21 protein-coding genes are annotated in these 23,290 nt (G+C 67.2%); 11 read left to right on the top strand and 10 right to left on the bottom strand.

What is annotated here, in order from left to right:
• The first annotated feature begins 159 nt into the window (after positions 1-159).
• Together QTH90_RS25985 and QTH90_RS25980 are read left to right on the top strand one after the other, a co-directional pair.
• Complete coding sequence (locus QTH90_RS25985) at positions 160-417, top strand: DUF4242 domain-containing protein (RefSeq protein WP_286667444.1); 258 nt, start codon at positions 160-162, stop codon at positions 415-417.
• Positions 418-451: 34 nt separating this feature from the next.
• The gene (locus QTH90_RS25980; protein ID WP_286667443.1) at positions 452-3,553 is read left to right on the top strand and encodes a helix-turn-helix transcriptional regulator; all 3,102 of its coding nucleotides are present in this window, start codon (positions 452-454) and stop codon (positions 3,551-3,553) included.
• A gap of 9 nt (positions 3,554-3,562) precedes the next feature.
• On the opposite strand, the gene QTH90_RS25975 is transcribed toward QTH90_RS25980, so the two are convergent.
• Positions 3,563-4,900 (bottom strand): MFS family transporter, encoded by a 1,338-nt coding sequence (locus tag QTH90_RS25975; protein ID WP_286667442.1) that lies wholly within the window; start codon positions 4,898-4,900, stop codon positions 3,563-3,565.
• 120 nt (positions 4,901-5,020) lie between these two features.
• Complete coding sequence (locus QTH90_RS25970) at positions 5,021-6,178, bottom strand: alpha-hydroxy acid oxidase (protein WP_286667441.1); 1,158 nt, start codon at positions 6,176-6,178, stop codon at positions 5,021-5,023.
• A 95-nt stretch (positions 6,179-6,273) separates the two neighbouring features.
• On the opposite strand from QTH90_RS25970, the gene QTH90_RS25965 reads away from it, so the two are divergent.
• The 7 genes from QTH90_RS25965 to cynS all read left to right on the top strand — a co-directional run bounded on the left by QTH90_RS25965 (position 6,274) and on the right by cynS (position 13,578).
• Positions 6,274-7,941 carry an L-lactate permease gene (locus QTH90_RS25965; RefSeq protein WP_286667440.1) on the top strand — a complete coding sequence of 556 codons (1,668 nt, stop codon included), beginning with the start codon at positions 6,274-6,276 and terminating at the stop codon, positions 7,939-7,941.
• 53 nt (positions 7,942-7,994) lie between these two features.
• Complete coding sequence (locus QTH90_RS25960; protein WP_286667439.1) at positions 7,995-9,173, top strand: sensor histidine kinase; 1,179 nt, start codon at positions 7,995-7,997, stop codon at positions 9,171-9,173.
• Positions 9,170-9,847 carry a response regulator gene (locus QTH90_RS25955; RefSeq protein ID WP_286667438.1) on the top strand — a complete coding sequence of 226 codons (678 nt, stop codon included), beginning with the start codon at positions 9,170-9,172 and terminating at the stop codon, positions 9,845-9,847. The genes QTH90_RS25960 and QTH90_RS25955 overlap by 4 nt, the downstream gene beginning before the upstream one ends.
• Positions 9,848-9,990: 143 nt before the next feature.
• On the top strand, positions 9,991-11,355 hold the full coding sequence (locus QTH90_RS25950; RefSeq protein ID WP_286667437.1) for a CmpA/NrtA family ABC transporter substrate-binding protein: 1,365 nt from the start codon (positions 9,991-9,993) through the stop codon (positions 11,353-11,355).
• 13 nt (positions 11,356-11,368) lie between these two features.
• Positions 11,369-12,229 (top strand): nitrate ABC transporter permease, encoded by an 861-nt coding sequence (ntrB, locus tag QTH90_RS25945; protein ID WP_286667436.1) that lies wholly within the window; start codon positions 11,369-11,371, stop codon positions 12,227-12,229.
• Positions 12,219-13,085 (top strand): ABC transporter ATP-binding protein, encoded by an 867-nt coding sequence (locus QTH90_RS25940; protein WP_444814762.1) that lies wholly within the window; start codon positions 12,219-12,221, stop codon positions 13,083-13,085. The genes ntrB and QTH90_RS25940 overlap by 11 nt, the downstream gene beginning before the upstream one ends.
• 49 nt (positions 13,086-13,134) lie before the next feature.
• On the top strand, positions 13,135-13,578 hold the full coding sequence (gene cynS, locus QTH90_RS25935) for a cyanase (protein WP_286667434.1): 444 nt from the start codon (positions 13,135-13,137) through the stop codon (positions 13,576-13,578).
• Here the strand turns inward: cynS and QTH90_RS25930 are convergent.
• The 5 genes from QTH90_RS25930 to QTH90_RS25910 all read right to left on the bottom strand — a co-directional run bounded on the left by QTH90_RS25930 (position 13,572) and on the right by QTH90_RS25910 (position 18,360).
• Positions 13,572-13,943 carry a hypothetical protein gene (locus QTH90_RS25930; RefSeq protein ID WP_286667433.1) on the bottom strand — a complete coding sequence of 124 codons (372 nt, stop codon included), beginning with the start codon at positions 13,941-13,943 and terminating at the stop codon, positions 13,572-13,574. The genes cynS and QTH90_RS25930 overlap by 7 nt on opposite strands.
• Positions 13,944-14,039: 96 nt before the next feature.
• Entirely contained in the window at positions 14,040-14,429 is a 390-nt protein-coding gene (locus QTH90_RS25925; protein WP_286667432.1) for a nuclear transport factor 2 family protein, read from the bottom strand.
• Positions 14,430-14,466: 37 nt separating this feature from the next.
• A complete protein-coding gene (locus QTH90_RS25920) occupies positions 14,467-15,765 on the bottom strand; it encodes a flavin-dependent oxidoreductase (protein ID WP_286667431.1) in 1,299 nt (432 codons plus the stop codon).
• Positions 15,758-17,638, bottom strand: coding sequence for a sensor histidine kinase (locus QTH90_RS25915; RefSeq protein ID WP_286667430.1), 1,881 nt, complete (start codon positions 17,636-17,638; stop codon positions 15,758-15,760). The genes QTH90_RS25920 and QTH90_RS25915 overlap by 8 nt, the downstream gene beginning before the upstream one ends.
• A gap of 47 nt (positions 17,639-17,685) precedes the next feature.
• A complete protein-coding gene (locus QTH90_RS25910; RefSeq protein WP_286667429.1) occupies positions 17,686-18,360 on the bottom strand; it encodes a response regulator transcription factor in 675 nt (224 codons plus the stop codon).
• Between the two features lie 220 nt (positions 18,361-18,580).
• Between QTH90_RS25910 and QTH90_RS25905 the strand changes: the two genes are divergently transcribed.
• Positions 18,581-18,733 (top strand): hypothetical protein, encoded by a 153-nt coding sequence (locus tag QTH90_RS25905; RefSeq protein WP_286667428.1) that lies wholly within the window; start codon positions 18,581-18,583, stop codon positions 18,731-18,733.
• A gap of 97 nt (positions 18,734-18,830) precedes the next feature.
• Positions 18,831-19,766, top strand: a complete 936-nt coding sequence (panE, locus tag QTH90_RS25900) for a 2-dehydropantoate 2-reductase (protein ID WP_286667427.1) — start codon at positions 18,831-18,833, stop codon at positions 19,764-19,766.
• Here panE and QTH90_RS25895 read toward each other — a convergent pair.
• From QTH90_RS25895 to QTH90_RS25885, 3 genes are all read right to left on the bottom strand, one after another.
• On the bottom strand, positions 19,724-20,020 hold the full coding sequence (locus QTH90_RS25895) for a hypothetical protein (protein WP_286667426.1): 297 nt from the start codon (positions 20,018-20,020) through the stop codon (positions 19,724-19,726). The genes panE and QTH90_RS25895 overlap by 43 nt on opposite strands.
• Before the next feature lie 334 nt (positions 20,021-20,354).
• Positions 20,355-22,508, bottom strand: coding sequence for a penicillin-binding protein 1C (gene pbpC / locus QTH90_RS25890; protein WP_444814761.1), 2,154 nt, complete (start codon positions 22,506-22,508; stop codon positions 20,355-20,357).
• A 22-nt stretch (positions 22,509-22,530) separates the two neighbouring features.
• On the bottom strand, positions 22,531-23,280 hold the full coding sequence (locus QTH90_RS25885) for a GntR family transcriptional regulator (protein ID WP_286667425.1): 750 nt from the start codon (positions 23,278-23,280) through the stop codon (positions 22,531-22,533).
• Positions 23,281-23,290 lie beyond the last annotated feature (10 nt).

Raw genomic sequence — 23,290 nt, 5'->3', positions numbered from 1 at the left:
GTCTTGACGATCCACCGGACTGATCATTTTTCGAGGTGTGGCGCACGCCGTCGAATGGTCAGAATTGACTATGCTGCCGCGCACGTTGACCGTGCGGCGGATTTGTCGCCCAATCTTCTGCCCGGGGCCCATCGCTGCCCTGCTGGACAGGAGAGGGCCATGGCACTGTTCCTTATCGAGCGCCAATACGCGGAAGAGCTGGAGATCGCGGCGGCAGACGTCGCGAACATCCAGCGCATCAACGCCGATGTCGGCGTGAACTGGTTGTTCTCCTTTCTTTCCGCGGATCGCAAGAAGACCTACTGCCTCTACGAGGCGCCCAGCCCCGAAGAAATTCGCACAGCTGCACGCCTGGCACGGCTGCCTGCGGACGTGGTGATCGAAGTCAGCCAGATCCGTCCCGAAGCCGTCGTGTAGCGGCGTTGCGCGCAGGGGAACCGGAGGACCCGCCGTGCAATGTGCCCGATGCGGCCGCGAGAACCGGGCCGATGCCGCTTTCTGCGATGGCTGCGGCTCGGCGCTCCAGGCGGTGGCCCCCGCCGTGGCGGCCAACGACGACACCCCGCGGACTTCGACCGAACGATTCGTCGGCCGCGAGCGCGAACTTGCCGCACTCGAAAGAGGACTGGCGCGCGCCCTGAGCGGCACGGGCGGCACGGCGGCGCTCGCCGGCGAGCCTGGCATCGGCAAGTCGCACACCGCGCAGGTCCTCGCGCAGCGCGCTGCCGCACTCGGCATGCAGATCCTCTGGGGGCGCTGCAATGAAGAGCCCGGCGCTCCGCCGTACTGGCCCTGGCTGCAACTGCTGCGAGGCTGGATCGAAACGCACGACGACGAGGCCGTGCGGCGCGTCCTGGGCCATGACGAGTCGGCCTTGGCCGAGATCCTGCCCAACCTCGCCCAGCGGATGCCAGCGGGCGCCCTGGCATTGCCGGCGATCGATCCCGCGCAGACGCGCTTTCGCCTGTTCGACGCAGTGGCCGGCTTCTGGAAGCGCGCCGCCGCGGAGCAGCCCCTGCTGCTGGTGCTCGACAACGTCCATTGGGCCGACGCATCGTCCTTGCGCCTGCTCGAATTCATCGCACCGGATCTGCAGGCCAGCCACATCCTGCTCGTGATCACCTATCGCGACATCGAGTTGTCGCGACAACATCCGCTGTCGAGCACGCTGGGGGAACTCGCACGGCACCAGGGCTTCGAGCGCTTGCGATTGACCGGCCTCGCCCGCGACGAGACGGTGCGCATGATGATGCTGGCCGGTGGCGGTGCCGTGCCCCCCGCGCTCGCCGACGCCGTCCACCGGCAGACCGAAGGCAACCCGCTCTTCGTGGCCGAGATGACGCGCCTGCTCATCCAGGAACAGGTGCTTGGCGAAGGCCCGCGTGGCGGTGCCGCCTTGCTGGCCGTCGGCGGTCTGCGGCGCATCCCGGAAGGGGTGCGCGAGGTGATCGGGCGGCGGTTGAACCGCCTGTCGCCGATGGCCAACCAGGTGCTGGCCTGCGCGTCGGTGATCGGCCGGGCGTTCGACATCGGCCTGTTGGTCCGCATCGTCGAGGACGTGGAGGAAGACGCCTGCATCGATGCACTCGAAGAGGCAATGCAATCCCGGGTCATCGAAGCCATCGATGGGCCGGGCCGCTATCACTTCGGCCACGCGCTGTTCCGCGAGACCCTGTACGACGAGATCCCACCGCCGCGCCGCAGCCGCCTGCACCTGAAGGTCGGCCGTGCGATCGAGGACATCCATGGCGAAGATTCCGAACTCCATCTGCCTGCACTGGCCTACCACTACTGGGCAGCGCTCCCGGGCGGCGACGCGGCGCGCGCGAGCCACTACGCCCAGCAGGCCGCCGAGAGTTCCGACGCCCTGCTGGCGCATGAGGAAGCGGCGCGTTACTACCGGCTCGCGCTGCAGGCGATGGACGTTGGCCGCGGTGGTGACGCGCTCGCGCGCTGCCGGGTGCTGAATTCGCTCGGGGAAGCCCACACGCGCGCCGGCGAATACCTCCAGGCGCGCGAGGTATTCGACCAGGCCGCGCGGACGAGCATGCAGCTCGACTCGTCGCACGAGCTGGCACGTGCCGCCCTCGGCTTCGAGATGGCGAGCTGGTGCCCGGGTCTGCCTGGCTTCTCGGCGGCAAGGATGCTTCGCGATGCGCTCAATGCGCTCGGCGCGGAAGACCGGGTGATGAAAGCGCAGTTGCTCAGTGCCCTGGCGCGCGCACTGATCTTCAGCGGCGAGGAGACGCAGGCGATGAAGGTGCACGAGGAGGCCGTCACCGTGGCCCGCCGCGCCGGCGACGCCGGCACGCTCGCGACGACCCTGCTCGCCACGCTCTCGGCCCGCTGGCAGCCCGATCGCATCACCGACCGGATGGCGAGCGCCGATGAGGCCATCCAGATCGCGAGGCAGCAGGGCGACCGTTTCCTGTTGTTCTCGGCGCTCGCCTGGCGCATGTTCGACGCCTTCGAACTGGGCGACATGGCCACCTGGCACGAGCACCTCGACGCCTATTTGCGAGGCGCCGACGAGTTGCGGCAACCCTTCTTCCTGTATGTCGCATCGTCGTCGCGCACCTTGCACGCCTTGTTCGAAGGCCGCTTTGACGACGCCGAGCGTTTCGCGAAGCGCACCTTCGAGATCGGCGACCGCATGCCTGGTCTGGACGCCGCTGGCGTCTACGGTGTGCAGATGTTCACGCTGCGTCGCGAACAGGGCCGCCTGCAGGAGGTCGCGCCGCTGGTGCGCCACTTCGTGCAGCAGAACGCGCAGTCCAACGTGTGGCGGCCGGGGCTCGCGTTGATCTATGTCGAGCTGGGGCAGCTCGACGACGCACGGGCCGAATTCGAGGTGCTGGCGAACGACCGCTTCCAGTCATTCCCGCGCGACGGCGTCTGGCTGGCGAGCCTGGCCTACCTTGCGCAGGTCTGCGCGGCCTTGGGCGATGCGGCGCGTGCGGTGGAGCTGTACGGGTTGCTCGAGCCCTGGCGTGGCCGCAATCTTCTGGTGGGCACCTCCATCGCATCCTTCGGCGCCGCCGATGCCTTCCTAGGCATGCTGGCCGCCACGATGCGGCAGTGGAGCGAAGCCGAGGCGCACTTCCGGGTCGCACTGGAATTGAACGAAAGGCAGAACGCACGGCCGGCCCTGGTGCAGGCGCGTTACGGCTACGCGCAGATGCTGCTGGCCCGCGATGCCGCCGGCGACCGCGAAACAGCCATCGCACAGCTCGAAGAGGCCGCGGCCGAAGCCGCCGCGCTCGACATGCGCGCGCTGTCAGCGCGCATCGATGCCTGTCGCGCGGTCCTCGACGCCACGGCCGTCGCGCACTACCCGGCCGGCTTGAGCGGTCGCGAAGCCCAGGTGCTGCGCCTCGTGGCCGTCGGCAAGGGCAACCGGCAGATCGCGAGGGAACTCTTCGTCAGCCCCAACACGGTCGCGAACCATGTACGCAGCATCCTGAGCAAGACGCGATCGGCGAACCGCACGGAGGCGGCCGCATTTGCGATCCACCACGACTTGCTCAAGCAGGGCGATCACAAATCTCCATGAGCCAGGGGCTCAGTGATCGTGGTGCAGGTAGCTCGCCTGGCGCGGCAGGCGCAAGGCCACGAGGAAGGCCAGCACCATCATGCCGGTCACGTACCAGTAGAACGCCGACTCGTGGCCCAGAGACTTGAGGCCCAGCGCCACGTACTCGGCAGAGCCGCCGAAGATCGCATTGGCCACCGCATAGGCAAGGCCCACGCCGAGCGCGCGCACCTCGGGCGGGAACATCTCGGCCTTCACGATGCCGCTGATGGAGGTGTAGAAGCTCACGATCGCGAGCGCCAGGATGATCAGCAGGAAAGCGACCACGGGGCTCGTGACGCCCTGGAGCAACGTGAGGATCGGCACCGTCATCAGGGCCCCCAGGCCACCGAACAGCAGCATGTTGTTGCGCCGCCCGATGCGGTCGGACAGCGCGCCGAACACCGGCTGCATGCACATGTAGACGAACAGCGCGCAGGTCATCACGTAGCTCGTGGTCTTGATCGGCAAGCCCACCGTGTTGACCAGGTACTTCTGCATGTAGGTCGTGAAGGTGTAGAAGATCAGCGAGCCGCCGGCCGTGTAGCCCAGCACCGTGAAGAACGCGGCCTTGTGATGCCGGAAGAGACCGGCGAGGCTGCCGGCCTCCTTGTTGGCGCGCGACTCCGCGGTCTGTGTCTCGTGCAGCGTGCGGCGCAGGAAGAGCGCGACCACGGCCGCGATGGCGCCGATCACGAAGGGAATGCGCCAGCCCCAGGCCTTGAGCTCGGCTTCGCTCAGCAATTGCTCGAGGATCACGATCACCAGCACCGCCAGCAGTTGGCCGCCGATCAGCGTCACGTACTGGAACGACGAGAAGAAGCCGCGCTGCCCGCGCAAGGCCACCTCGCTCATGTAGGTGGCCGTGGTGCCGTATTCGCCGCCCACCGAGAGGCCCTGGAACAGGCGGCACACCAGCAGCAGGAAGGGCGCCCACGCGCCGATGGCCGCGTAGGTGGGAAGGCAGGCAATGGCGAGCGAGCCGGCGCACATCATCGTGACCGAGATCAGCATCGACGTCCTGCGCCCGTACCTGTCGGCCACGCGCCCGAAGAGCCAGCCGCCGATGGGCCGCATCAGGAAGCCGGCGGCGAACACGCCCGCCGTGTTGAGCAATTGCGCGGTCGGGTCGGACTTGGGAAAGAACGAGGGCGCGAAGTACAGCGCGCTGAAGGCGTAGACGTAGAAGTCGAACCACTCGACCAGGTTGCCCGAGGAAGCCGCCATGATCGCGAAGATGCGATGCCGCTTCTCTTCGCTGGTGTAGGGCCGATGGGATGGGGCGGAATCGCCGGGTATCGACCCCGCGGCGGACGTGACTGTGCTCATTGAAAAGGCGCCTCTCTGGCTGTCTAAGTGTTGTAGGGGCGCCGAATATACTGCCGCGCCGCAGGCGCCGGCGTTGTCAGCCGGCGCCGCGATATGCGCGAAAAAAACGCTCGGAAGGGCTCAGAACGTGCCGGGCAGCAGGATGCTCGAATCGACCTCGTCGATGTTCGTGCGGCCGCAGAAGGCCATCGTGATGTCGAGTTCCTTGTGGATGATCTGCAAGGCGCGCGTCACGCCAGCCTCGCCGAAGGCACCCAGCGCATAGAGGAAGCTGCGGCCGATCATCGTGCCGTGTGCGCCCAGCGCGCGGGCCTTGAGCACGTCCTGGCCGCTGCGGATGCCGCCGTCCATCCAGACTTCGATCTCTGTGCCCACCGCCTCGGCAATGGCCGGCAGCGCGGCGATGGAAGAGGGCGCGCCGTCGAGCTGGCGGCCGCCATGGTTGGAGACGATCAGCGCATCGGCGCCGCTGGCCGCCGCGAGGCGTGCGTCCTCGACGTCCATGATGCCCTTGAGGATCAGCTTGCCGCCCCAGAGCTTCTTGATCCATTCGACGTCGGCCCAGCTCAGCGTCGGGTCGAACTGCTCGGCGGTCCATGACGAGAGCGAGGACAGGTCTTTCACATCCTTGGCATGGCCCGCGATGTTGCCGAAGGTGCGGCGCTTGGTGCCGAGCATGCCCATGCACCAGCGCGGCTTGGTCGCGAGGTCGATCAGGTTCTTGATCGTCGGCTTGGGCGGGGCCGTCAGGCCGTTCTTGATGTCCTTGTGCCGCTGGCCGAGGATCTGAAGGTCCAGCGTGAGCTGCAGCGCGGATACGTTGGCGGCGCGCGCGCGTTCGATCAGCCGTTCGATGAAATCACGGTCGCGCATCACGTAGAGCTGGAACCAGAAGGGGTGGCGGCCCGTGGCCTCGGCAATGTCCTCCAGCGAGCAGATGCTCATGGTCGAGAGCGTGAACGGGATGCCGAAGGCCTTGGCCGCGCGCGCCCCGAGGATCTCGCCATCCGCGTGCTGCATGCCGGTCATGCCGGTGGGCGCGATGGCCACGGGCATCGCCACCTCCTGGCCGATCATGGTCGTGCGGGTCGAGCGGCCTTCCATGTTGACGGCGACGCGCTGGCGCAGCTTGATCTTCTGGAAGTCGCTTTCATTGGCGCGATAGGTCCCTTCGGTCCAGGCCCCTGAGTCCGCATAGTCGTAGAACATGCGCGGCACGCGTCGCTTGGCGATGACTCGCAGGTCTTCGATGCTCGTGATCTTGGAGAGGTCTGGCACGGGGAGAGGCTCCTTGGTTGTCTGTTCGTTGCGTGGTGCCTATTATCCGCAGGCTCTTCCTCCTACAACTTCATACAGAAAAAGAGGTGATATCCATGAGTTGGCAACAGGTCTACGACCCATTCGGCAGCATGGTGGTCTCGACGGCGCTGGCTGCGATTCCCGTCGTTGTCATGCTGGTGTGCCTTGGCTTCCTGCATATGAAGGCACATCTCGCAGCGGGGCTGGGCCTGCTCAGTGCGCTGCTGATCGCCGTCGTTGCGTTCGGCATGCCGGTGGGTCTCGCGGGACGCGCCGCATTCCTCGGCGGCCTGACGGGCGTTCTGCCCATTGGCTGGATCGTGCTGAACATCATCTTCCTCCAGCAGCTCGCCGAGCAGAACGGCAGCTTCAAGGTGCTTCAGGATTCGCTCTCGGGCATCACCGAAGACAGGCGGTTGCAGCTGCTGCTGATCGCGTTCGCATTCGGCGCGTTCTTCGAGGGCGCTGCCGGGTTCGGCACGCCGGTGGCCGTGACCGCCGCGATCCTGATCGGCCTCGGCTTCTCGCCGCTTGCCGCATCGGGGCTCTCGCTGATCGCCAACACCGCGCCGGTTGCCTTCGGCGCGCTCGGCACGCCGGTCATCACGCTGGCCAAGGTGCATGGCTACGACCTGATGGAAGTCACGGCGATGATCGGTCGCCAGTTGCCATTCTTCTCGCTGCTGGTGCCCTTCTGGCTCATCTGGGCCTTCGCAGGCCGCAAGGCCATGCTGGAAATCTGGCCGGCCATCCTCGTGACCGGTGTGTCGTTTGCGGTACCCCAGTACCTCGTCTCCAATTTCATCGGCCCCGAACTGGTGGACATCATCGCGGCCATCGTCTCGATGGTGTCGCTGATTCTCTTCCTGCGCGTATGGCGCCCGAAAACCATCTGGCGCTCGGTATCGCTCAAGGGGCACGAGCAGGACAGCGGTGCGTCGTCGTTCGCATCGACCGCCAAGCCGAAGCAGCATTCGCGCGAGGAACTGATCCGCGCCTGGACGCCATGGGCCATCATGACCGTGTTCGTCTTCATCTGGGGCCTGCCGCCGGTGAAGGCCTGGCTCAACGGCTTGTTCGCGCCCAACTTCCCGATCACGGGACTGCACAACCTCGTCGAGAAGGTGCCGCCCGTGGTGCCGCAGCCGACCAAGGAGGGCGCGATCTACGCCTTCACGCTGCTGTCGGCGACGGGCACCGGCATCCTGCTGTCGGCCATCGTCGGCGGGCTTGTCGCGAAGTACAGCGTCGCCCAATTGGTGGTTGCGTATGGCCGCACGCTCAATCTCGTGAAGTACTCGCTGCTCACCATCGCGTTGATGCTCGCGCTGGGCACGCTCACGCGCTACTCGGGGCTCGACAGCACGCTCGGCCTTGCCTTTGCCAACACGGGTGTGCTCTACCCCTTCTTCGGCACGCTGATGGGCTGGCTGGGCGTGGCGTTGACCGGTTCCGACACCGCATCGAACGTGCTCTTCGGCGGCATGCAGAAGGTGGCGGCCGACCAGCTCGGACTGTCGCCCAACCTCATGGGCGCGGCCAACAGCTCGGGCGGCGTGATGGGCAAGATGATCGACGCGCAGTCGATCGTGGTCGCGTCGACCGCCACGCGCTGGTTCAACCACGAGGGCGACATCCTGCGGTACGTGTTCTTCCACTCGATCGCGCTGGCCAGCCTGGTGGGCATCTTCGTGACGCTGCAGGCCTACGTGTGGCCGTTCACGCTGATGGTCGTGAAGTAGGGTAGGGCGTACAGCGCCGCAGCGGCGGCACGGGTGTTGCTTGCACGGGGTGCATGGAGACACCCGTCCTGCCGAAACCGGCCAGCCACCCGCTCTGGCAGCACCAGCTCGGCCTGTTGCTGGAGTCGACGGGCGAAGGCATCTTCGGCATCGACCTCGATGGCCACTGCATGTTCATCAACCGGGCCGGCGCGGAGATGCTGGGGCATGAGCGTTCCGCGGTGCTGGGCCGCAACATGCACGAGCTCACGCACCACTCGCATCCGGATGGCTCGCACTACGCCGACACCGACTGCCCCATCTTCAATGCGTTCCGCCGCGGACTGCCTTGCCGCATCGACACCGAAGTGTTCTGGCGGCGCGATGGCAGCGCGTTCGCGGTCGAGTATTCGAGCCATCCGATCATGGACGGCGCCCAGGTGCGCGGAGCCGTCATCACCTTTGTCGACATCACCGAGCGCCGCCGTTCGGCGCTCGCGCTGCATCAAGCCAAGGAACAGTTGGGGCTGCGCGTCGAGGAACGCACGCGTGAGCTGAGCGACGCGCTCTCGCAATTGCGGGAGCTTTCGGCGTGGCTCGACAAGGTGCGCGAGGACGAGCGCACGCGCATCGCGCGCGAGGTGCATGACGAACTGGGCAGCCTGCTGGTCGCGCTCAAGATGGACGTCAACTGGATCGGCAAGCGCCTCGGCGAACAGCAGGAACGCACGCCCGAGGCCGCGGAGAACATGCGCACGCTCATGCGCTGCAAGTGCCAGAACATGAGCGGACTGATCGAACGCGCGGTCGACAACGTCGGCCGCATCATCACGGACCTGCGGCCGAGCATCCTCGACCACCAGGGCCTCTGGGCCGCGCTCGAATGGCAAGCCAACGAGTTCGTGCAATCGGCCGAGCTGGCGCTGGACTGGCACATGGAGGTGGAGCCCGGTGTCGAACTGCCGGAGGCGGCGGCGATCGCGGTGTTCCGCATCTTCCAGGAGATGCTGAGCAACGTGGGCCGCCATGCGAGGGCGGCGCGGCTCGAGATCCGCATCGACGCCGCCGACTCGCGGCTGCACATCAGCGTGCGCGACGACGGCGTCGGCGCGCCGGCGCGGGCCTTCGAGGCCAGTACCGCCTACGGTGTGCTGGGCATGCGCGAGCGCGCACGGCATTTCGGCGGACGCATCGACATCGAGAGCACGCCCGGTGCCGGGAGCCGCTTCAGTCTGGAGCTGCCGCTGCCATGACCGCCTCCGCAGTCATCCGCGTGCTGATCGGCGACGACCATCGCATCGTTCGGGAAGGCTTGAAGCAGGTTCTCGGCGACCTCTCGAACGGCGCGCCCGAGATGGTGGTGCAAGCCGAGGCACAGACCGGTCCCGAGGTGGTCGAATGCGTCGCTGCGTTCGGCGGACCGCAGGGCCTCGACGTGGTGCTGCTCGATATCGCGCTGCCCGGCCGCGACGGCCTCGACGTGCTCCAGGCCCTGCGCAAGCAATGGCCGACGCTGCCGGTGCTGATGCTCAGCACCTACCCGGAGAAGCAATACGCAGTGCGCTGCATCAAGCTCGGTGCTGCGGGCTATCTGAACAAGAGCGCCGATCCGGACGACATGGTCGGCGCGGTGCGCAAGGTGGCGGCCGGCGGCGTCTACGTGTCGGCGGCCACGGCCGAAGCCCTGGCGGCGGCCGTCGGAAAATCGTCCTCGCAAGGCGCCGAGGCGCTCTCGCACCGCGAGCACCAGGTCTTCAGGCTGCTCACCGCGGGGCAGACCGTGAGCGAAATCGGTGCGCAACTGGGCCTTGCGCCCAACACGGTCAGCACGTATCGCGCCCGCATCCTCGAAAAGACCGGCACCAAGAACGATGTCGAGCTCGCGCTGTATGCCGAGCGAAGCGGCAAGGCCTCGCCGGCCACCTGAAATCCACGCCGCTTCGACCGTCGTGTAGTGCTGCCCCTACACGGCATCGACCGGCGCACAACGATTTCGCCTGCGAGGGCCGCGCAGGCGCGCAACCGGCCCGGCCCTTGCATCGCCGCTGCATCTTTTCAACGAGGTGCACCATGTCCCGACTGCCCGAAACCAAAGCCTGCGATCCCTACGACGCCGACCGGCCCCTGGTGATGCGCTGCGCCTGCGGCCAGAACCATGCGCCGGGCGAGCACGTCGGAGCGATCGAGGACTCCAACGCCAAGCTCGAAGCCAGCCTGATGAAGGCGCTGTTTCCGGTGGACAGCGTGCGCCGCAACTTCCTGCGCGCAGTGGGTGCCCACACGGCGCGGGCCGCAATCCTGTCGGTGCTTCCGCTCGGTGCGCTGCAGGCCATGGCGCAGGAGAAGGGCACCATCGAGAAGAAGGACCTGAAGGTCGGCTTCATCCCGATCACCTGCGCTACGCCGCTGATCATGGCCCACCCCCTGGGCTTCTATCAGAAGCAGGGGCTCAACGTCGAGATCGTCAAGACGGCCGGCTGGGCGCTGATCCGCGACAAGATGCTCAACAAGGAATACGACGCCACGCATTTCCTGTCGCCGATGCCGCTTGCGATCTCGATGGGCGCCGGCTCCAACGCGACCCCGATGAATGTCGCGGCCATCCAGAACACCAACGGCCAGGCCATCACGCTCGCCAACAAGCACAAGGACAAGCGCGATCCGAAGCTGTGGAAGGGCTTCAAGTTCGCCGTGCCCTTCGAGTACAGCATGCACAACTTCCTGCTGCGCTACTACGTTGCGGAAGCAGGGCTCAACCCCGACACCGATATCCAGATCCGTGTGGTGCCGCCGGCGGAGATGGTCGCCAACCTGCGCGCCGGCAACATCGACGGCTACCTGGGCCCCGACCCTTTCAACCAGCGCGCGGTGTTCGAGGAGGTCGGCTTCATCCACATCCTCACCAAGGAAATCTGGAACGGCCATCCCTGTTGCGCCTTCGGCACGTCGAGCGCCTTCATCCAGCAGAACCCCAACACCTTTGCAGCGCTGTACCGTGCCGTGCTCAGCGCGTCGGCGATGGCGCGCGACCCGAAGAACCGCGAGCTGATCGCCAAGGTGATCGCGCCCGCGCAGTACCTCAACCAGCCCGAGACGGTGCTGACGCAAGTGCTCACCGGCCGCTTTGCCGATGGCCTCGGCAACATCCGAACCGTGCCCGACCGCGTGGATTTCGACCCCATTCCCTGGCAGTCGATGGCCGTGTGGATGCTCACGCAGATGAAGCGTTGGGGCTACGTCAAGGGCGAGGTCGACTACAGGCAACTCGCCGAAAAGGTCTTCCTGATCACCGATGCCAGGAAACACATGAAGGAGATCGGCCAGACGCCGCCCGAAGGCGCGTTCCCGAAGTTCACCATCATGGGCCGCGTGTTCGATCCGACGAAGCCGGACGACTACGTCCGGAGCTTCGCGATCAGCAAGCTGGCCGCCTGAGCGGAGCCACGTCGTGCGCAAGGCACTCAACCTCAAGGCGGCATTGCTGTCGGTGCTGCTCTTTCTCGTGTTCCTGGCGCTTTGGCAGGTCGCGACCATGCCGACGGGCGGAGCGGCCTCGCAGGTCGGGATGTCTGCCGAGCAGATCGAATACCAGAAGATGCTCGGCAAGGACCCCGGCCAGGTGAAGTCCGCCGGCTTTCCGACGCCGGCGGAGATGGGCGCGACGGCATGGAAGCACCTGTCGAACCCGTTCTACGACAACGGCCCCAACGACAAGGGCATTGCGATCCAGCTCGCCTGGTCGCTCGGCCGCGTCGCGCTCGGCTTCCTGCTGGCCTGCCTGGTGGCGGTGCCGCTGGGCTTCGTCATCGGCATGTCTCCGCTGCTGCAGAAGGCTTTCGATCCCTTCATCCAGGTGCTGAAGCCGATCTCGCCGCTGGCCTGGATGCCCCTGGCGCTCTACACCATCAAGGACTCGTCGACGAGCGGGATCTTCGTGATCTTCATCTGCTCGGTGTGGCCGATGCTGCTCAACACGGCCTTCGGCGTGGCCTCGGTGAAGCGCGAATGGCTCAACGTCGCGAGCACGCTGGAGGTGAAGCCGCTGCGCCGCGCCTTCCGCGTGATCCTGCCGGCGGCGGCGCCGACCATCCTCACCGGCATGCGCATCAGCATGGGCATCGCGTGGCTGGTGATCGTCGCGGCGGAGATGCTGGTGGGCGGCACCGGCATCGGCTACTTCGTGTGGAACGAGTGGAACAACCTCTCGCTCACCAATGTGATCTTCGCGATCGTGGTGATCGGCGTCGTCGGCATGCTGCTGGACATGGCCTTCGCCGGGCTCCAGCGAAAGGTGACCTATGTGGAGTGACCAAGGCATTGCCATGAAGCCTGTCGCCAACCCCGCATCGAATGCGCGCAGCGCTGCCGGCAGCGCCGGCTTTCTGAGCGTCGAACGCCTGTCCAAGTCCTTCGTGCCCGGAAAGCCGGTGTTCGCCGACGTGAGCTTCACGCTCGATCGCGGCGAATTCGTCTGCATCATCGGCCACTCGGGCTGCGGCAAGACGACGATCCTGAATGTGCTGGCGGGCCTCGACACCGCGTCCGAAGGCCACGTCATCATGGATGGGCGCGAGATCGGCGGTCCGAGCCTGGAGCGCGGCGTGGTCTTCCAGAGCCATGCGCTGATGCCCTGGCTCACGGTGCGCCGCAACATCGCCTTCGCGGTGCAATCGCGCTGGCCAGACTGGCCGGCCGCGCAGGTCGACGAACAGGTGCGCCGGTTCGTGGCGCTGGTCGGGCTCGAAGGCGCGATCGACAAGAAGCCCTCGCAGCTCTCCGGCGGCATGAAGCAGCGCGTGGGCATCGCACGCGCCTTCTCGATCCAGCCCAAGATGCTGCTGCTCGACGAGCCCTTCGGCGCGCTCGATGCGCTCACGCGCGGCACCATCCAGGACGAGTTGATGGGCATCGTGCGGCAGACGCACCAGACCGTCTTCATGATCACGCACGACGTGGACGAGGCCATCCTGCTGGCCGACCGCATCCTGCTGATGAGCAACGGCACCGAGACCGAAGCCGGCTACCGCGCGGGACGCATCGCCGAGACCGTGGTCAACCCGCTGCCGAAGGAGCGCACGCGCGCGGGGCTGCATCACCTCGACGGCTACTACCCGCTGCGCAACCACATCGTCGATTTCCTCGTCACGCGGGCCAAGGCCACGTGACGCATTCAATTTCCATCCTTGCACAACCAAAGCGAACAGGAGCATCCGCATGAATCGCAACGACGTCACCGAGAAGATCATCACCGTCAAGGTGGCCAAGGGCATCCAGTGGTCCGACGTGGCCAGGAAGGTGGGGCTCTCGAAGGAGTGGACCACCGCGGCCTGCCTCGGGCAGATGACGCTCGACGCCGCGCAGGCCAAGGTCATCGGCAAGATCTTTGGCCTCAGCGCCGAGGAGCAGAAGTGGCTGCAGGTCGTGCCGTACAAGGGCTCGCTGCCCACCGCGGTGCCGACCGATCCGCTGATCTACCGCTGGTACGAAGTGGTGAGCGTGTACGGCACCACGATCAAGGAACTGATCCACGAGGAATTCGGCGACGGCATCATGAGCGCGATCGACTTCAGCATGGACATCCAGCGACAGGCCGATCCGAAGGGCGACCGCGTGAACGTGGTGCTCTCGGGCAAGTTCCTGCCCTACAAGACCTATTGATTGGGCAAGGGCCTGGAGCCGCCGGCTGGCAGCACGATCGTCGAACGGCCGTCGGGCGAAGTGACGGTCGTGGAGTCGCTCAAGGGCGGCGGCGAGCCGTCCGGCACGACGACCGTTGCGCGGCCACCGGGCGAGGTCACGTCCTCGTCGTCGGTGGAAATCCCGCCGCGGGCCCGGTCCCATGCGTTTCCCGCATCGCGCACACACGCATCGCGCTCCGGGCGCGGCAAGGTGCCGTTGTTGCAATAGGCCAGCGCGCGCTGGTAGCGTTGCTGCGCTGCAGCGAGATCCTGCTGGGCGAACACCGCAGCGCCCGGCACCAGGGCGGCGCAGAAGATCGCGGCATGCATGGGGTGTTGGGTCATGGTGCTGCTCCTCGGTGGGATCGCAAGACCCCCATGCTGCCACGAACTGCGCCTGGAAGGTGGCGCAGTCCGCAGGCCGTGACCAGGCCTGCCAGCCTACTGGTTCGCCTGCAGCATCGCGGCCATCTTCTGGTGGATCAGATTGACTGCTTTCAGCGGACGCAGCATCACCTTGAACTCGGTGATCCGGCCTTCGTCGTTCCACTTGATCATGTCGACGCCGTTGACCTTGATGCCTTCCATCTCGACCTCGAACTCCAGCACGGCGTCCCGATCGCCGGTGAGTTCCCGGACATAGCGAAACGTCGGGTTGAAGAAGACCTGGAACGCAGCCGCAAGGTACGCCCTGGTGACGGCCTTGCCGACTTGCGGCGTATGCACCACCGGCGAAAGGAAGACGGCATCCTCCGCTAGCAGCGTGTCGAGCCCGCGCACATTGCGTTCCGTGACGAGCTGATGCCAGGCGGCGATCGGACTGGATGACATGAATGGACTCCTGGAGATTTGAACGAGCGGAAACGGATCAAGCGCTGCGCACCCGCGCCCCGGGTGCGATCGTCGGAGGCGCCGCATTGAGCGTCTCGATGGCGAAGCCTGCGGCCGCCTTGTAGCGTGCCATGAACGCTTCGCGTTCGGCAGCGGGAATGACCTGATCGATGTCGTCGAACACGCCCCCGCAGCGTTCGTCGACCAGGCCCAGGATGCCGAAGGGGCCCGATCCCCGGTTGCGGAGCACCAGCGCCGAGATGTCGGCGCACAGCTTGTCGTTGTACGCCTGCAGCGCCGCACGGCCCACGCCGTGCTCCAGCATGGCCGCGCCCAGCACCCGCGCATCGACGATGGCCTGGCTCGCGCCATTGGAGCCCACCGGGTACATCACGTGCGCTGCATCGCCGAGCAGCGCCACGTCGCCGTCCACCCAGCTGGGCACGGGGTCGCGGTCGATCATCGGGTACTCGAATATCTCCTTGGCGCCGCGCAGCATCGCGGGCACGTCGAGCCAGCCGTAGTCCCAGCCCTCGAAGTGGTGGATGAAGTCGTCGAGGCCCACGCGGCGGTTCCAGTCGCCCTGGGTCCAGCCCTTGGCGTTGTCGACGGTGATCTCGGCGATCCAGTTGATCGTCGCCAGGCCGGTGGCCGGATCGGGCGGCGAGATCGGGTAGAGCACCACCCGGTGCCGCAAGGACCCGACGCCGACGAAGGATGCGCCGCTGCGAATGGGCACGCCCGGCGTGGTGCCGCGCCACATGATGGCGCCGCCCCACTGGATGGGCGGCTGGGCCGGGTACATCTGCGCCCGCACGGCCGAATGCAGGCCGTCCGCCGCCACCAGCAACCGGCCTTCGACCTCGGTGCGCCGGCCGTCGCGCGTCTCGACGAGCGCGGTGACGCCGTCGGGGCCATTGCGATAGCCCGTGACCCGGTGGCCCAGGCGGATGGCATCGGGGCCGAGGCGCTCGAGCGCCGCCCGGTACAGCAGCATCTGCAACTGGCCGCGGTGCACCGAGTACTGCGGCCAGCGGTAGCCCGCGAGCAGGCCGCGTGGCTCGGCGTAGATGTCGTTGCCGTTGCGGCCGACCAGCGCCCACTCCCGAGCCTGGATGCCGATGGTGCCGAGAACCTGGTCATCGAAGCCGAGGTCATACAGCTCGCGCACGGCGTTGGGCTGCAGGTTGATGCCCACGCCGAGCGGTTGCAGGTCGGGCACCGCTTCGTAGACGACGCAGGGCACGCCGATCTGGTGCAAGGTGAGTGCGAGGGTGATGCCCCCAATGCCGCCCCCGGCGATCAGCACGGGGCGAGTGTCGAACGATTCAGCCATGCACCGGATTGTCATGGAAGCCGGAGGAGGGCGCCGCACGCTCGACCTGCCATTCCAGCGAGATGCTCACCCCGCGGCCCGGCGAGTGCCGCACATCGAAGCTGGCGCCGATGGCCGTCGCCCGGGCGCGCATGTTGTCCAGCCCGCGGCCATGCGCCTGTGCCTCCTGTGCGCCCGCGCCTGCGGGAAACCCGATGCCGTTGTCCGTGATGCGCAGCATCACGCGCGGGGCGGATTCATCGCGCCAGCGAACCTGCACCTCCACCTGCGACGCACGGGCATGCTTCATCACGTTGGTGAAGGCTTCCAGCAGGATCCGCTGCACGTGCAGAACGACGGGGGGTGACAGCTGCCTGAGCTCCGGCAATTCGGCGACATCCCAGATGACCTCGATGCCCGCCGCCTGCAGCCGCGGCTGCAAGCGGTAGCGCAGCGTCGCCAGCAAGGTGGTGAGGTCGTCGTGCGCCGGCTGCAGCGAGTCGACGGCCATACGCATTTCGTCGAGCGCCATCAGGACCTGCTCCTTCAGCGCCGCAGGGTCCGCGCCCTTGCGCGTCACCATGTTCAGCAAGCCCACGAGTTGCGAGCCCACGCCGTCGTGGATCTCCCGCATGATCCGCTGCCGCTCGATCGAGACCGATTGGTGGTGCTGCTGCTCCCTCAGCGAGTCGAAGGCTCGATGCAGTTGGCGCTCGCGTTCCTCCACGCGGCGCGAGAGGTCCGCATTGAGCTCCCGGAAGCTCGCGACCGAGCGGCTGTAGCGATCGGCAACGAACCACGTCATGACGAGCACGAACACGAACATCCCGTGCTGGATGTAGGTGTTGTAGAGACCGCTCGCGCCAGCGATGCGGATCATGACGACGTCGTGCGTGCCCGCCGCCAGTGCGCCGGCAATTGCCACGGCCAGCACCCATGCCTTCGCGCTGCGGCTCACGAAAGCCTCACGCGTGACCAGTGCCAGCGTTGCGAAGCCGAGCACCGGAATGAAGGTGAACCCGATCGTCATGAGCATCGGCATGCCCAGTGCGAACGCCAGGGCGTCGAGCACCGAGACTGCCACGATCACGCCATCGATGGCGCGGCTCATGCGGCGCGAAATGGCCCCGACGGCGATCAACGCGAACCGGCACATCAACGCCACGTGGGCCGTGTAGCAGATCGCGGCAATGGCACCCCAGAGCGGCCACGACACGGGAACATCAGGCCAGGCCCGATCGACGACGCGCACCACACCCAGCAGCGCGGCGATGCTGAACCACCCGTAGAAGGGATCGCGCTGCCGCCACCACAGGACGGCAGTCAGCGCACCCATGCCGACCAGGCCGGCAGCGAAGACCAGCATCGCGAGGTCGCGCCAGCGGATCTGGTCGGCATACAGCTTCTCGATCAGCGGCACCGGTCCGTATCGAACCACGGAGAGGCCTCCCAGTCGCTGCCCCTGGATCGTGACTTCGACACGAAGTTCATTGGGCCGGTCGGCATGCAGCAGGGTTGCCGGCAGCGTCACCATGCGCACGGTCTTGGTGGCGTCGAACAGCGGGTTGCCCAGCGTGCCCCAGCGCTGCACCGTGATGTCGTTGACCAGCACGTGCACCTGGTTGCCGACCCGCGAGAACAGGAGCGCCATCGGTTCCTCGTCGACCCGCGGCGGCAGCGTGATGCGATAGGTCGCGCGACCGCCCAGGCCCGGAAACTCGCGGTCCCAGCGGCGAGCGAGGTCGATCTCGCCTTGCCTTGGTGTCCCGCCATCGGGCTCCAGCAACGCGTCGGCGCGGTCGATCGTGAGGATCCCGGGCCCGCCGGCGGCAAGAGCCGGCGCGAGGCAGAAGAGTGCGGCGATGGCCCACAGCAGCGTGGCCAGCCACCGCACGCGCGTGCTCCGCCGAACTGCGCCGCCCATGAACCTGCCCGCTCGCACTAACGCAGCAACCCGAGCTGCCGCGCCTCGAACACGGCTTCGGTCTTGTTGTGGACGTCGAGCTTTCCGTAGATGTTGCGTACGTGGCTTTGAACGGTGGAAAGCAGGATGCCCATGCGTTGCGCGGTTTCCGCGTAGGTGAAGCCGCGGGCGACCAGGCCGAGCACCTCGGATTCGCGTGGCGACAGGGCCTCCCGACCGGGCGCGACTTGCGCCGCCGGAGACTCGGGACGCGCCTGCCACTGCACGAGCAACTGCCGCGCGATGATCGGCGACATGGGCGATCCGCCTGCATGCAGGCTCAGCACGTGGGCGGCCAGATCAGCTTCGGTCCCGTCCTTCAGCAGGTAGCCGCCGGCCCCGGCCTCGAAGGCGCGGAGCATGTTCACCTCGTCGCCGAAGATGGTCAGCACCATCATTGCGCAGGCGGGCTGCAGGTCGCGGCAGCGCCGGATCACCTCCAGGCCCGAGCAATCCGGCAATCCCAGGTCGACCAGCAGAACGTCGACGGGGTTGCTGGCAAACCATTCCAGCAGTTCAGCCGCCGTCGATGCGCCGAAGGCCAGCCGCAGGCTCGGCTCCGCCGCGATGACCCGCTCGAAGCGCTCGCGCATGCCCGGATCGTCTTCGACGAGGGCAACGCTGACAGGGTCTTGAGGGTTCGGATTCGACAAACGGCAACTCCAGAGATACGCCCCCGGATGTTCGCACGATCGATCGTGACTTATGCACAGGGGACACCCCATGAACTGCGGATGTCCGTGCAGCCGGTGGCCGGTAGCGTCCGGGGGGCGGTCGAAAGAGGCCCCAGCGGGACGTTTCGTCCCAACGAAAAACCTTTGGCAACCGGAGCGCGAGCTGGCTGCACCCGCTCGCCGAAAGGACTACGCCGCAGTGGAGATTTCTTTTCAATGGATGTTCGGCTCGCTGACGCTGGTGATGGCGGGCATCACGCTCGCCATGGCGCCGCCCGAGAAGCGCATCGAATACCTTCTGCACATCACCCTCGTGACCTTGCTGACGGTCTTCGTCGTCAAGATGGAATAGTCCGGCCGGCGCCGCGTGGCCTGGCGGGCGGCAAGCGCCTGCACGACTCGCCGCATCGGCGCAGAATCGCCGGTCCATCATCCGGAGAGAAAGTCACATGCGATTCCTGGTTGTAGGCGCTGGTGCGCTCGGCGGCTACTTCGGCGGGCGCCTGCTGGAGGCGGGCGAGGACGTGACCTTTCTGCTGCGGCCCCGTCGTGCGGCCCAGCTCGCGACGACGGGGCTGGTGATCAGGAGCCCGCGCGGCGACCTCGCGCTGCCATCGCCGCCCTCGGTTCAGGCGGAACAGATCGGCGGCCCCTACGACGTGGTGATCGTCGGCTGCAAGGCCTATGACCTCGCCGACACGATGAAATCGTTCGCGCCAGCGGTCGGGCCGGACACGGCGATCCTTCCCCTGCTCAACGGCATGCGTCACCTCGAGGAGCTCGCCAGGCGCTTCGGCCGGGAACACGTGCTGGGCGGCCTGGGCATGATCTCGGCGGTGCTCGACGATGCGGGCGCCGTGCGCCATCTCAGCGATGTGCATGGCCTGACCTATGGCGAGCTGGACGGTTCGCGGTCGCCGCGCATGTACGCGCTGGAGGCCGCGCTGGCCAAGGCCCGCTTCGACGGCGTGGCCTCGGACAACATTCTTCAGGACATGTGGGAAAAGTGGGTGCTCATCGCATCGGCGGCGAGCATGACCTGCCTGATGCGCGCCACCGTCGGGGACATCGTGCGCAGCGGCGGCACGGACATCGCCAACGGCATGGTGGACGAGTGCGCCGCCATTGCAAGGCACAACGGCTTCGCGCCGCGGGCGATGGCCATCGAACGCGCCCGCGAAATTCTTACCGCGGCCGATTCGATGATGACGGCGTCGATGTTCAAGGACATCGAGCGCGGTGCGCCGATCGAGGCCGATCACATCGTCGGGGATCTGCTGCGACGCGGCGAGGGTGGCAAGACGCCGTCGCTGTTGCGCGTCGCCTACGCGCACCTCAAGGCCTACGAGTCGCGGCGTGCGAGGGAGTCGCGCCCGGCGTCCTGATCGGCGCCGGCGGCGCGCAGAGGCCCGTCGTCGGGTTGCCCATCCCGTAGTGCTTCTTCGCCCCTGTCGGTGATGGCGAGCACCTGCGCCGGCCGGTGGATCTTCCCGCCGCCCGGCATTTCCTCGACCGGCGGAATCACCGCGGTGATCATGCCCGCGGCCTGCAACACCCTGAGCTGGTCGATGTAGGCGGGTACGTAGACCCTGTAGGGCAACTCCTGTCTGGCGATCTGGCGAAGCAAATCCAGCGGCATCCGAAATCTCCTCAATCTCTTTCTGGGACCTCCCCGGAGGGACCTACTTCAGCCTGCAGAACGGCCAGCCTTCGACGCCGGCCCAGATGCATGCGCGGATCCACGCGACCACCACATGAGGGTCCTGCGCCTGCGGCACGGTTGTCATCTTGATCAACATCATGGGCCTCCATAAAGCAGCTTCCATGACGTAGTTGTATGTGATGCGCGGCCTGCAGCCCAGCAGCCCGCAGCGCGTGACGCCGTGGGCTACGCGGCGGCCTTGACGTACGCCAACCGCCTGTTTCCGGGTGTCGTCACGCGCTGACAGGCGTCGGACGCGAACTCACCGCCCTCAACGCTTCGCGCCCGCCACCACGCCCGCCCCACGTACCTCGAGCCTGATTTCGTCGACGACCTGGCCGCGAGCATCCACCAGCTCGATTCGATGCCGTCCCGGCCAGGGCAGCCATTGCGCGCTGCTGCCGCGTGCGAAGGGCTTGCCGTCGATGCGCCACTGCAGGCCGCGTCCCTCGGCCTCGAAGCGCACGCGCTGGCGGGTGGGCGGGATGTCCGGGTCGAGCGCGATGATGGTGCCGTTCGATGGTGCCGTGATGCGCGGCGCCGCCTCCGTTGCCGGTGCGTCGGGCGACAGCGCGAAGACCGCCTGTTCGGTGCCGGCGATGAACCACTCGCTGCGCGCGGCTTCGAGGTCGTCGCCGAAGCGCACACGCGCCTGCACCAGGCCGGCGGGCGGCGCGGGTGCGCGGCTGGTCTCGCCGCGGTGCAGATAGCCCATCACCTCGGCCCAGACCGGCGCCGCGCCGCTGGTGCCGCTGACGTCCCACATCGGTGCGCCGCTCGCATTGCCGACCCACACGCCGACCGTGTAGCGCTGCGACCAGCCGACGGCCCAGTTGTCGCGCATGTCCTTGCTGGTGCCGGTCTTCACGGCCGTCCAGAAGCGGGTGCCGAGCACACTGTCGAGGCCGAAGGTGCGCGCGCGGGCGTTGGTGTCGCTCAGGATGTCGCCCACGATGAATGCGGCGCGCGGCTCGACGGCCTGGACGGCGCGCGTGGCTGCACGCGGCGAAGGCATGAATCTCGTCTCGCCGAAGCGGCCCCCGTTCGCCAGCGTCCGATAGCCGTTCGTCAAGGCCAGCAGCGACACCTCGGCGCTGCCCAGCGCGAGGCTGTAGCCGTAGTAGTCCCCGCCTTGGGCGAGTGGCATGCCAGCCGAACGGAGCTGGCGCGCGAAGGCTTCCGGCGACACCATCACCAGGGTGCGAACCGCCGGCACGTTGAGCGAGGCCGCAAGTGCGGTGCGGACCGACACGTAGCCCTTGAACTGCCGGTCGTAGTTCTGCGGGATGTACAGGCCGCCGGCCGTGTTGATCTGGGCCGACGAGTCGTCGAGCAGCGACGCCGCCGTGAGCCGCCGTTCGGCGATGGCCTCCGCATAGAGGAAGGGCTTGAGGGTGGAGCCCGGCTGGCGCTGTGCGAGTACGCCGTCGACCTCGGCGGCTCGGCTCATGTCGCCGGAAGAGCCGACCCAGGCAAGCACCTCGCCGGTGGCGTTGTCCAGCACCACCAGCGCGCCGTCTTCCACGTTGCGCCCGCGCAGTTCACGCAGGTGGCGCTGCAGCGTGCCCAGCGCAAAGCGCTGCAGCGGCGCCCGCAGCGTGGTGCGGACGCTCTGGGCGTCGGGGCCCGCTTCCTTCAGAGCTCGCCTCGCAAGATGCGGCGCGATGCCTTCGCTGGCATCGAAACTGCGGCGCTGCAGTGCCGCGCTCGCGAACATGTCGAGGGCCTCGCAATCCGGCTTGCTCTCCGGCGCCATCGCGCGCATCAGCTCGCAGCTGCGTTGCGCGACGAGCGCCGGCCTGGCGTTGGGTGCGCGTACCAGCGCGGCGGCCAGCGCGGACTCACGCGCATCGAGCCCATGCGGGGCCTTGCCGAACAGGGTGCGCGAGAGCGCATCGATGCCGACGATCTCGCCGCGGAAGGGCACGGTGTTGAGATACGCCTCCAGGATCTGGTCCTTTCGCCAGTTGCGCTCCAACTGCTGCGCGGTCACCGTCTGGCCGAGCTTCTGCGTCAGGCTGCGTCCACCGCCGCCGCGCCGCAAGTCGTCGTCGAGCAGGCCGGCAAGCTGCATCGTGATGGTCGATGCGCCGCGTGTGCGCGTGTTCCACACGTTGCCCCAGGCTGCGGCCGAGACGGCACGCCAGTCCACGCCGCTGTGTTCATAGAAGCGCTTGTCTTCGCTCAGCACCATTGCAGTGCGCAGGGCGGGGGAGATGTCCGCGAGCGCGACCCATTGGCCGCGGCGCACGGTGGCGTCGGTACGCACGCGTTGCAGGGGCTCGCCATCGCGGTCGAGGACGAGGGTGTCGGAAGGGCGGAAGTCGCGCCGCATCTCGTTGAAGGTCGGGAGCGCCCACGCGGAACCCGCGAGCAGCGCGGCCAGCGCGACCGATGCGATGGCTGTCAGGCGACGGCTGGGCACGGCGATGTTCCCCGCGTGCGGATCAGGCCATGCCGAGCAGATGGGCCAGCGTGCGATCGGGTGCGGCGCGCTGCACCGAGACGTTGCGCTCCAGCTCGCGCAGGTGCTCGTCCATGAGCTGCACCGCGCCTTCGGCGTCACCGCGCGCCACGCAGTCCACGATGCGCTCGTGTTCCTCGTGCTCGCAGGCGGCATTGCCCGGCGGCTCGTACAGCGCCACGACGAGGGAGCAGCGCGACACCATCTCCACCAGGTAGCGCTCCAGGATGGGGTTGCGCGCCAGCGCCGCCAAACCCAGGTGGAAGGAACTCGCCAGCCGCGCCCAGGCCGGCTGGTCGAATCGGTTCATGGCATCGTGTTCCTGCCTGAGCTGCTTGCGCAGTTCCGCCACGTCGCGTGCGGTGGCGTTCTGCGTGGCGAGGTTGACGATGATCGCCTCGAGTCCCCGCCGCGCCTCGAAGATCTGCCGCGTCTCCTCGGGCGAAGGCACCGCGATGATCGCGCCGCGATTGGGCCGCAACTGCACGATGTGGTCGTGTGCCAGCCGCTGCAGCACCTTGCGCACCACCGAACGGCTCACGCCGAACAGCTCGCACAGCGAACTCTCCGGCAGCTTGGTGCCGGGCGTGAGCCGCTGGTTCATGACGCTGTCGAACACGGCGCGGTAGATGCGTGATTCGACGTCGTCGCCTTCGTCCACCGACGAGAGCGCACCGCCAGGACGCAAGGGCGCATCGGCGGCGGGAAGACGGGCGGTTCTGGAACGTGGCATGGGAACGGGG

The organism is Variovorax flavidus (genome assembly GCF_030317145.1).
In the GTDB taxonomy this organism is placed as follows: Bacteria; Pseudomonadota; Gammaproteobacteria; order Burkholderiales; family Burkholderiaceae_C; genus Variovorax; species Variovorax flavidus.
Note: the sequence above shows the minus strand (reverse complement) of the source record. Positions and strands in the feature narration are given on the sequence as shown.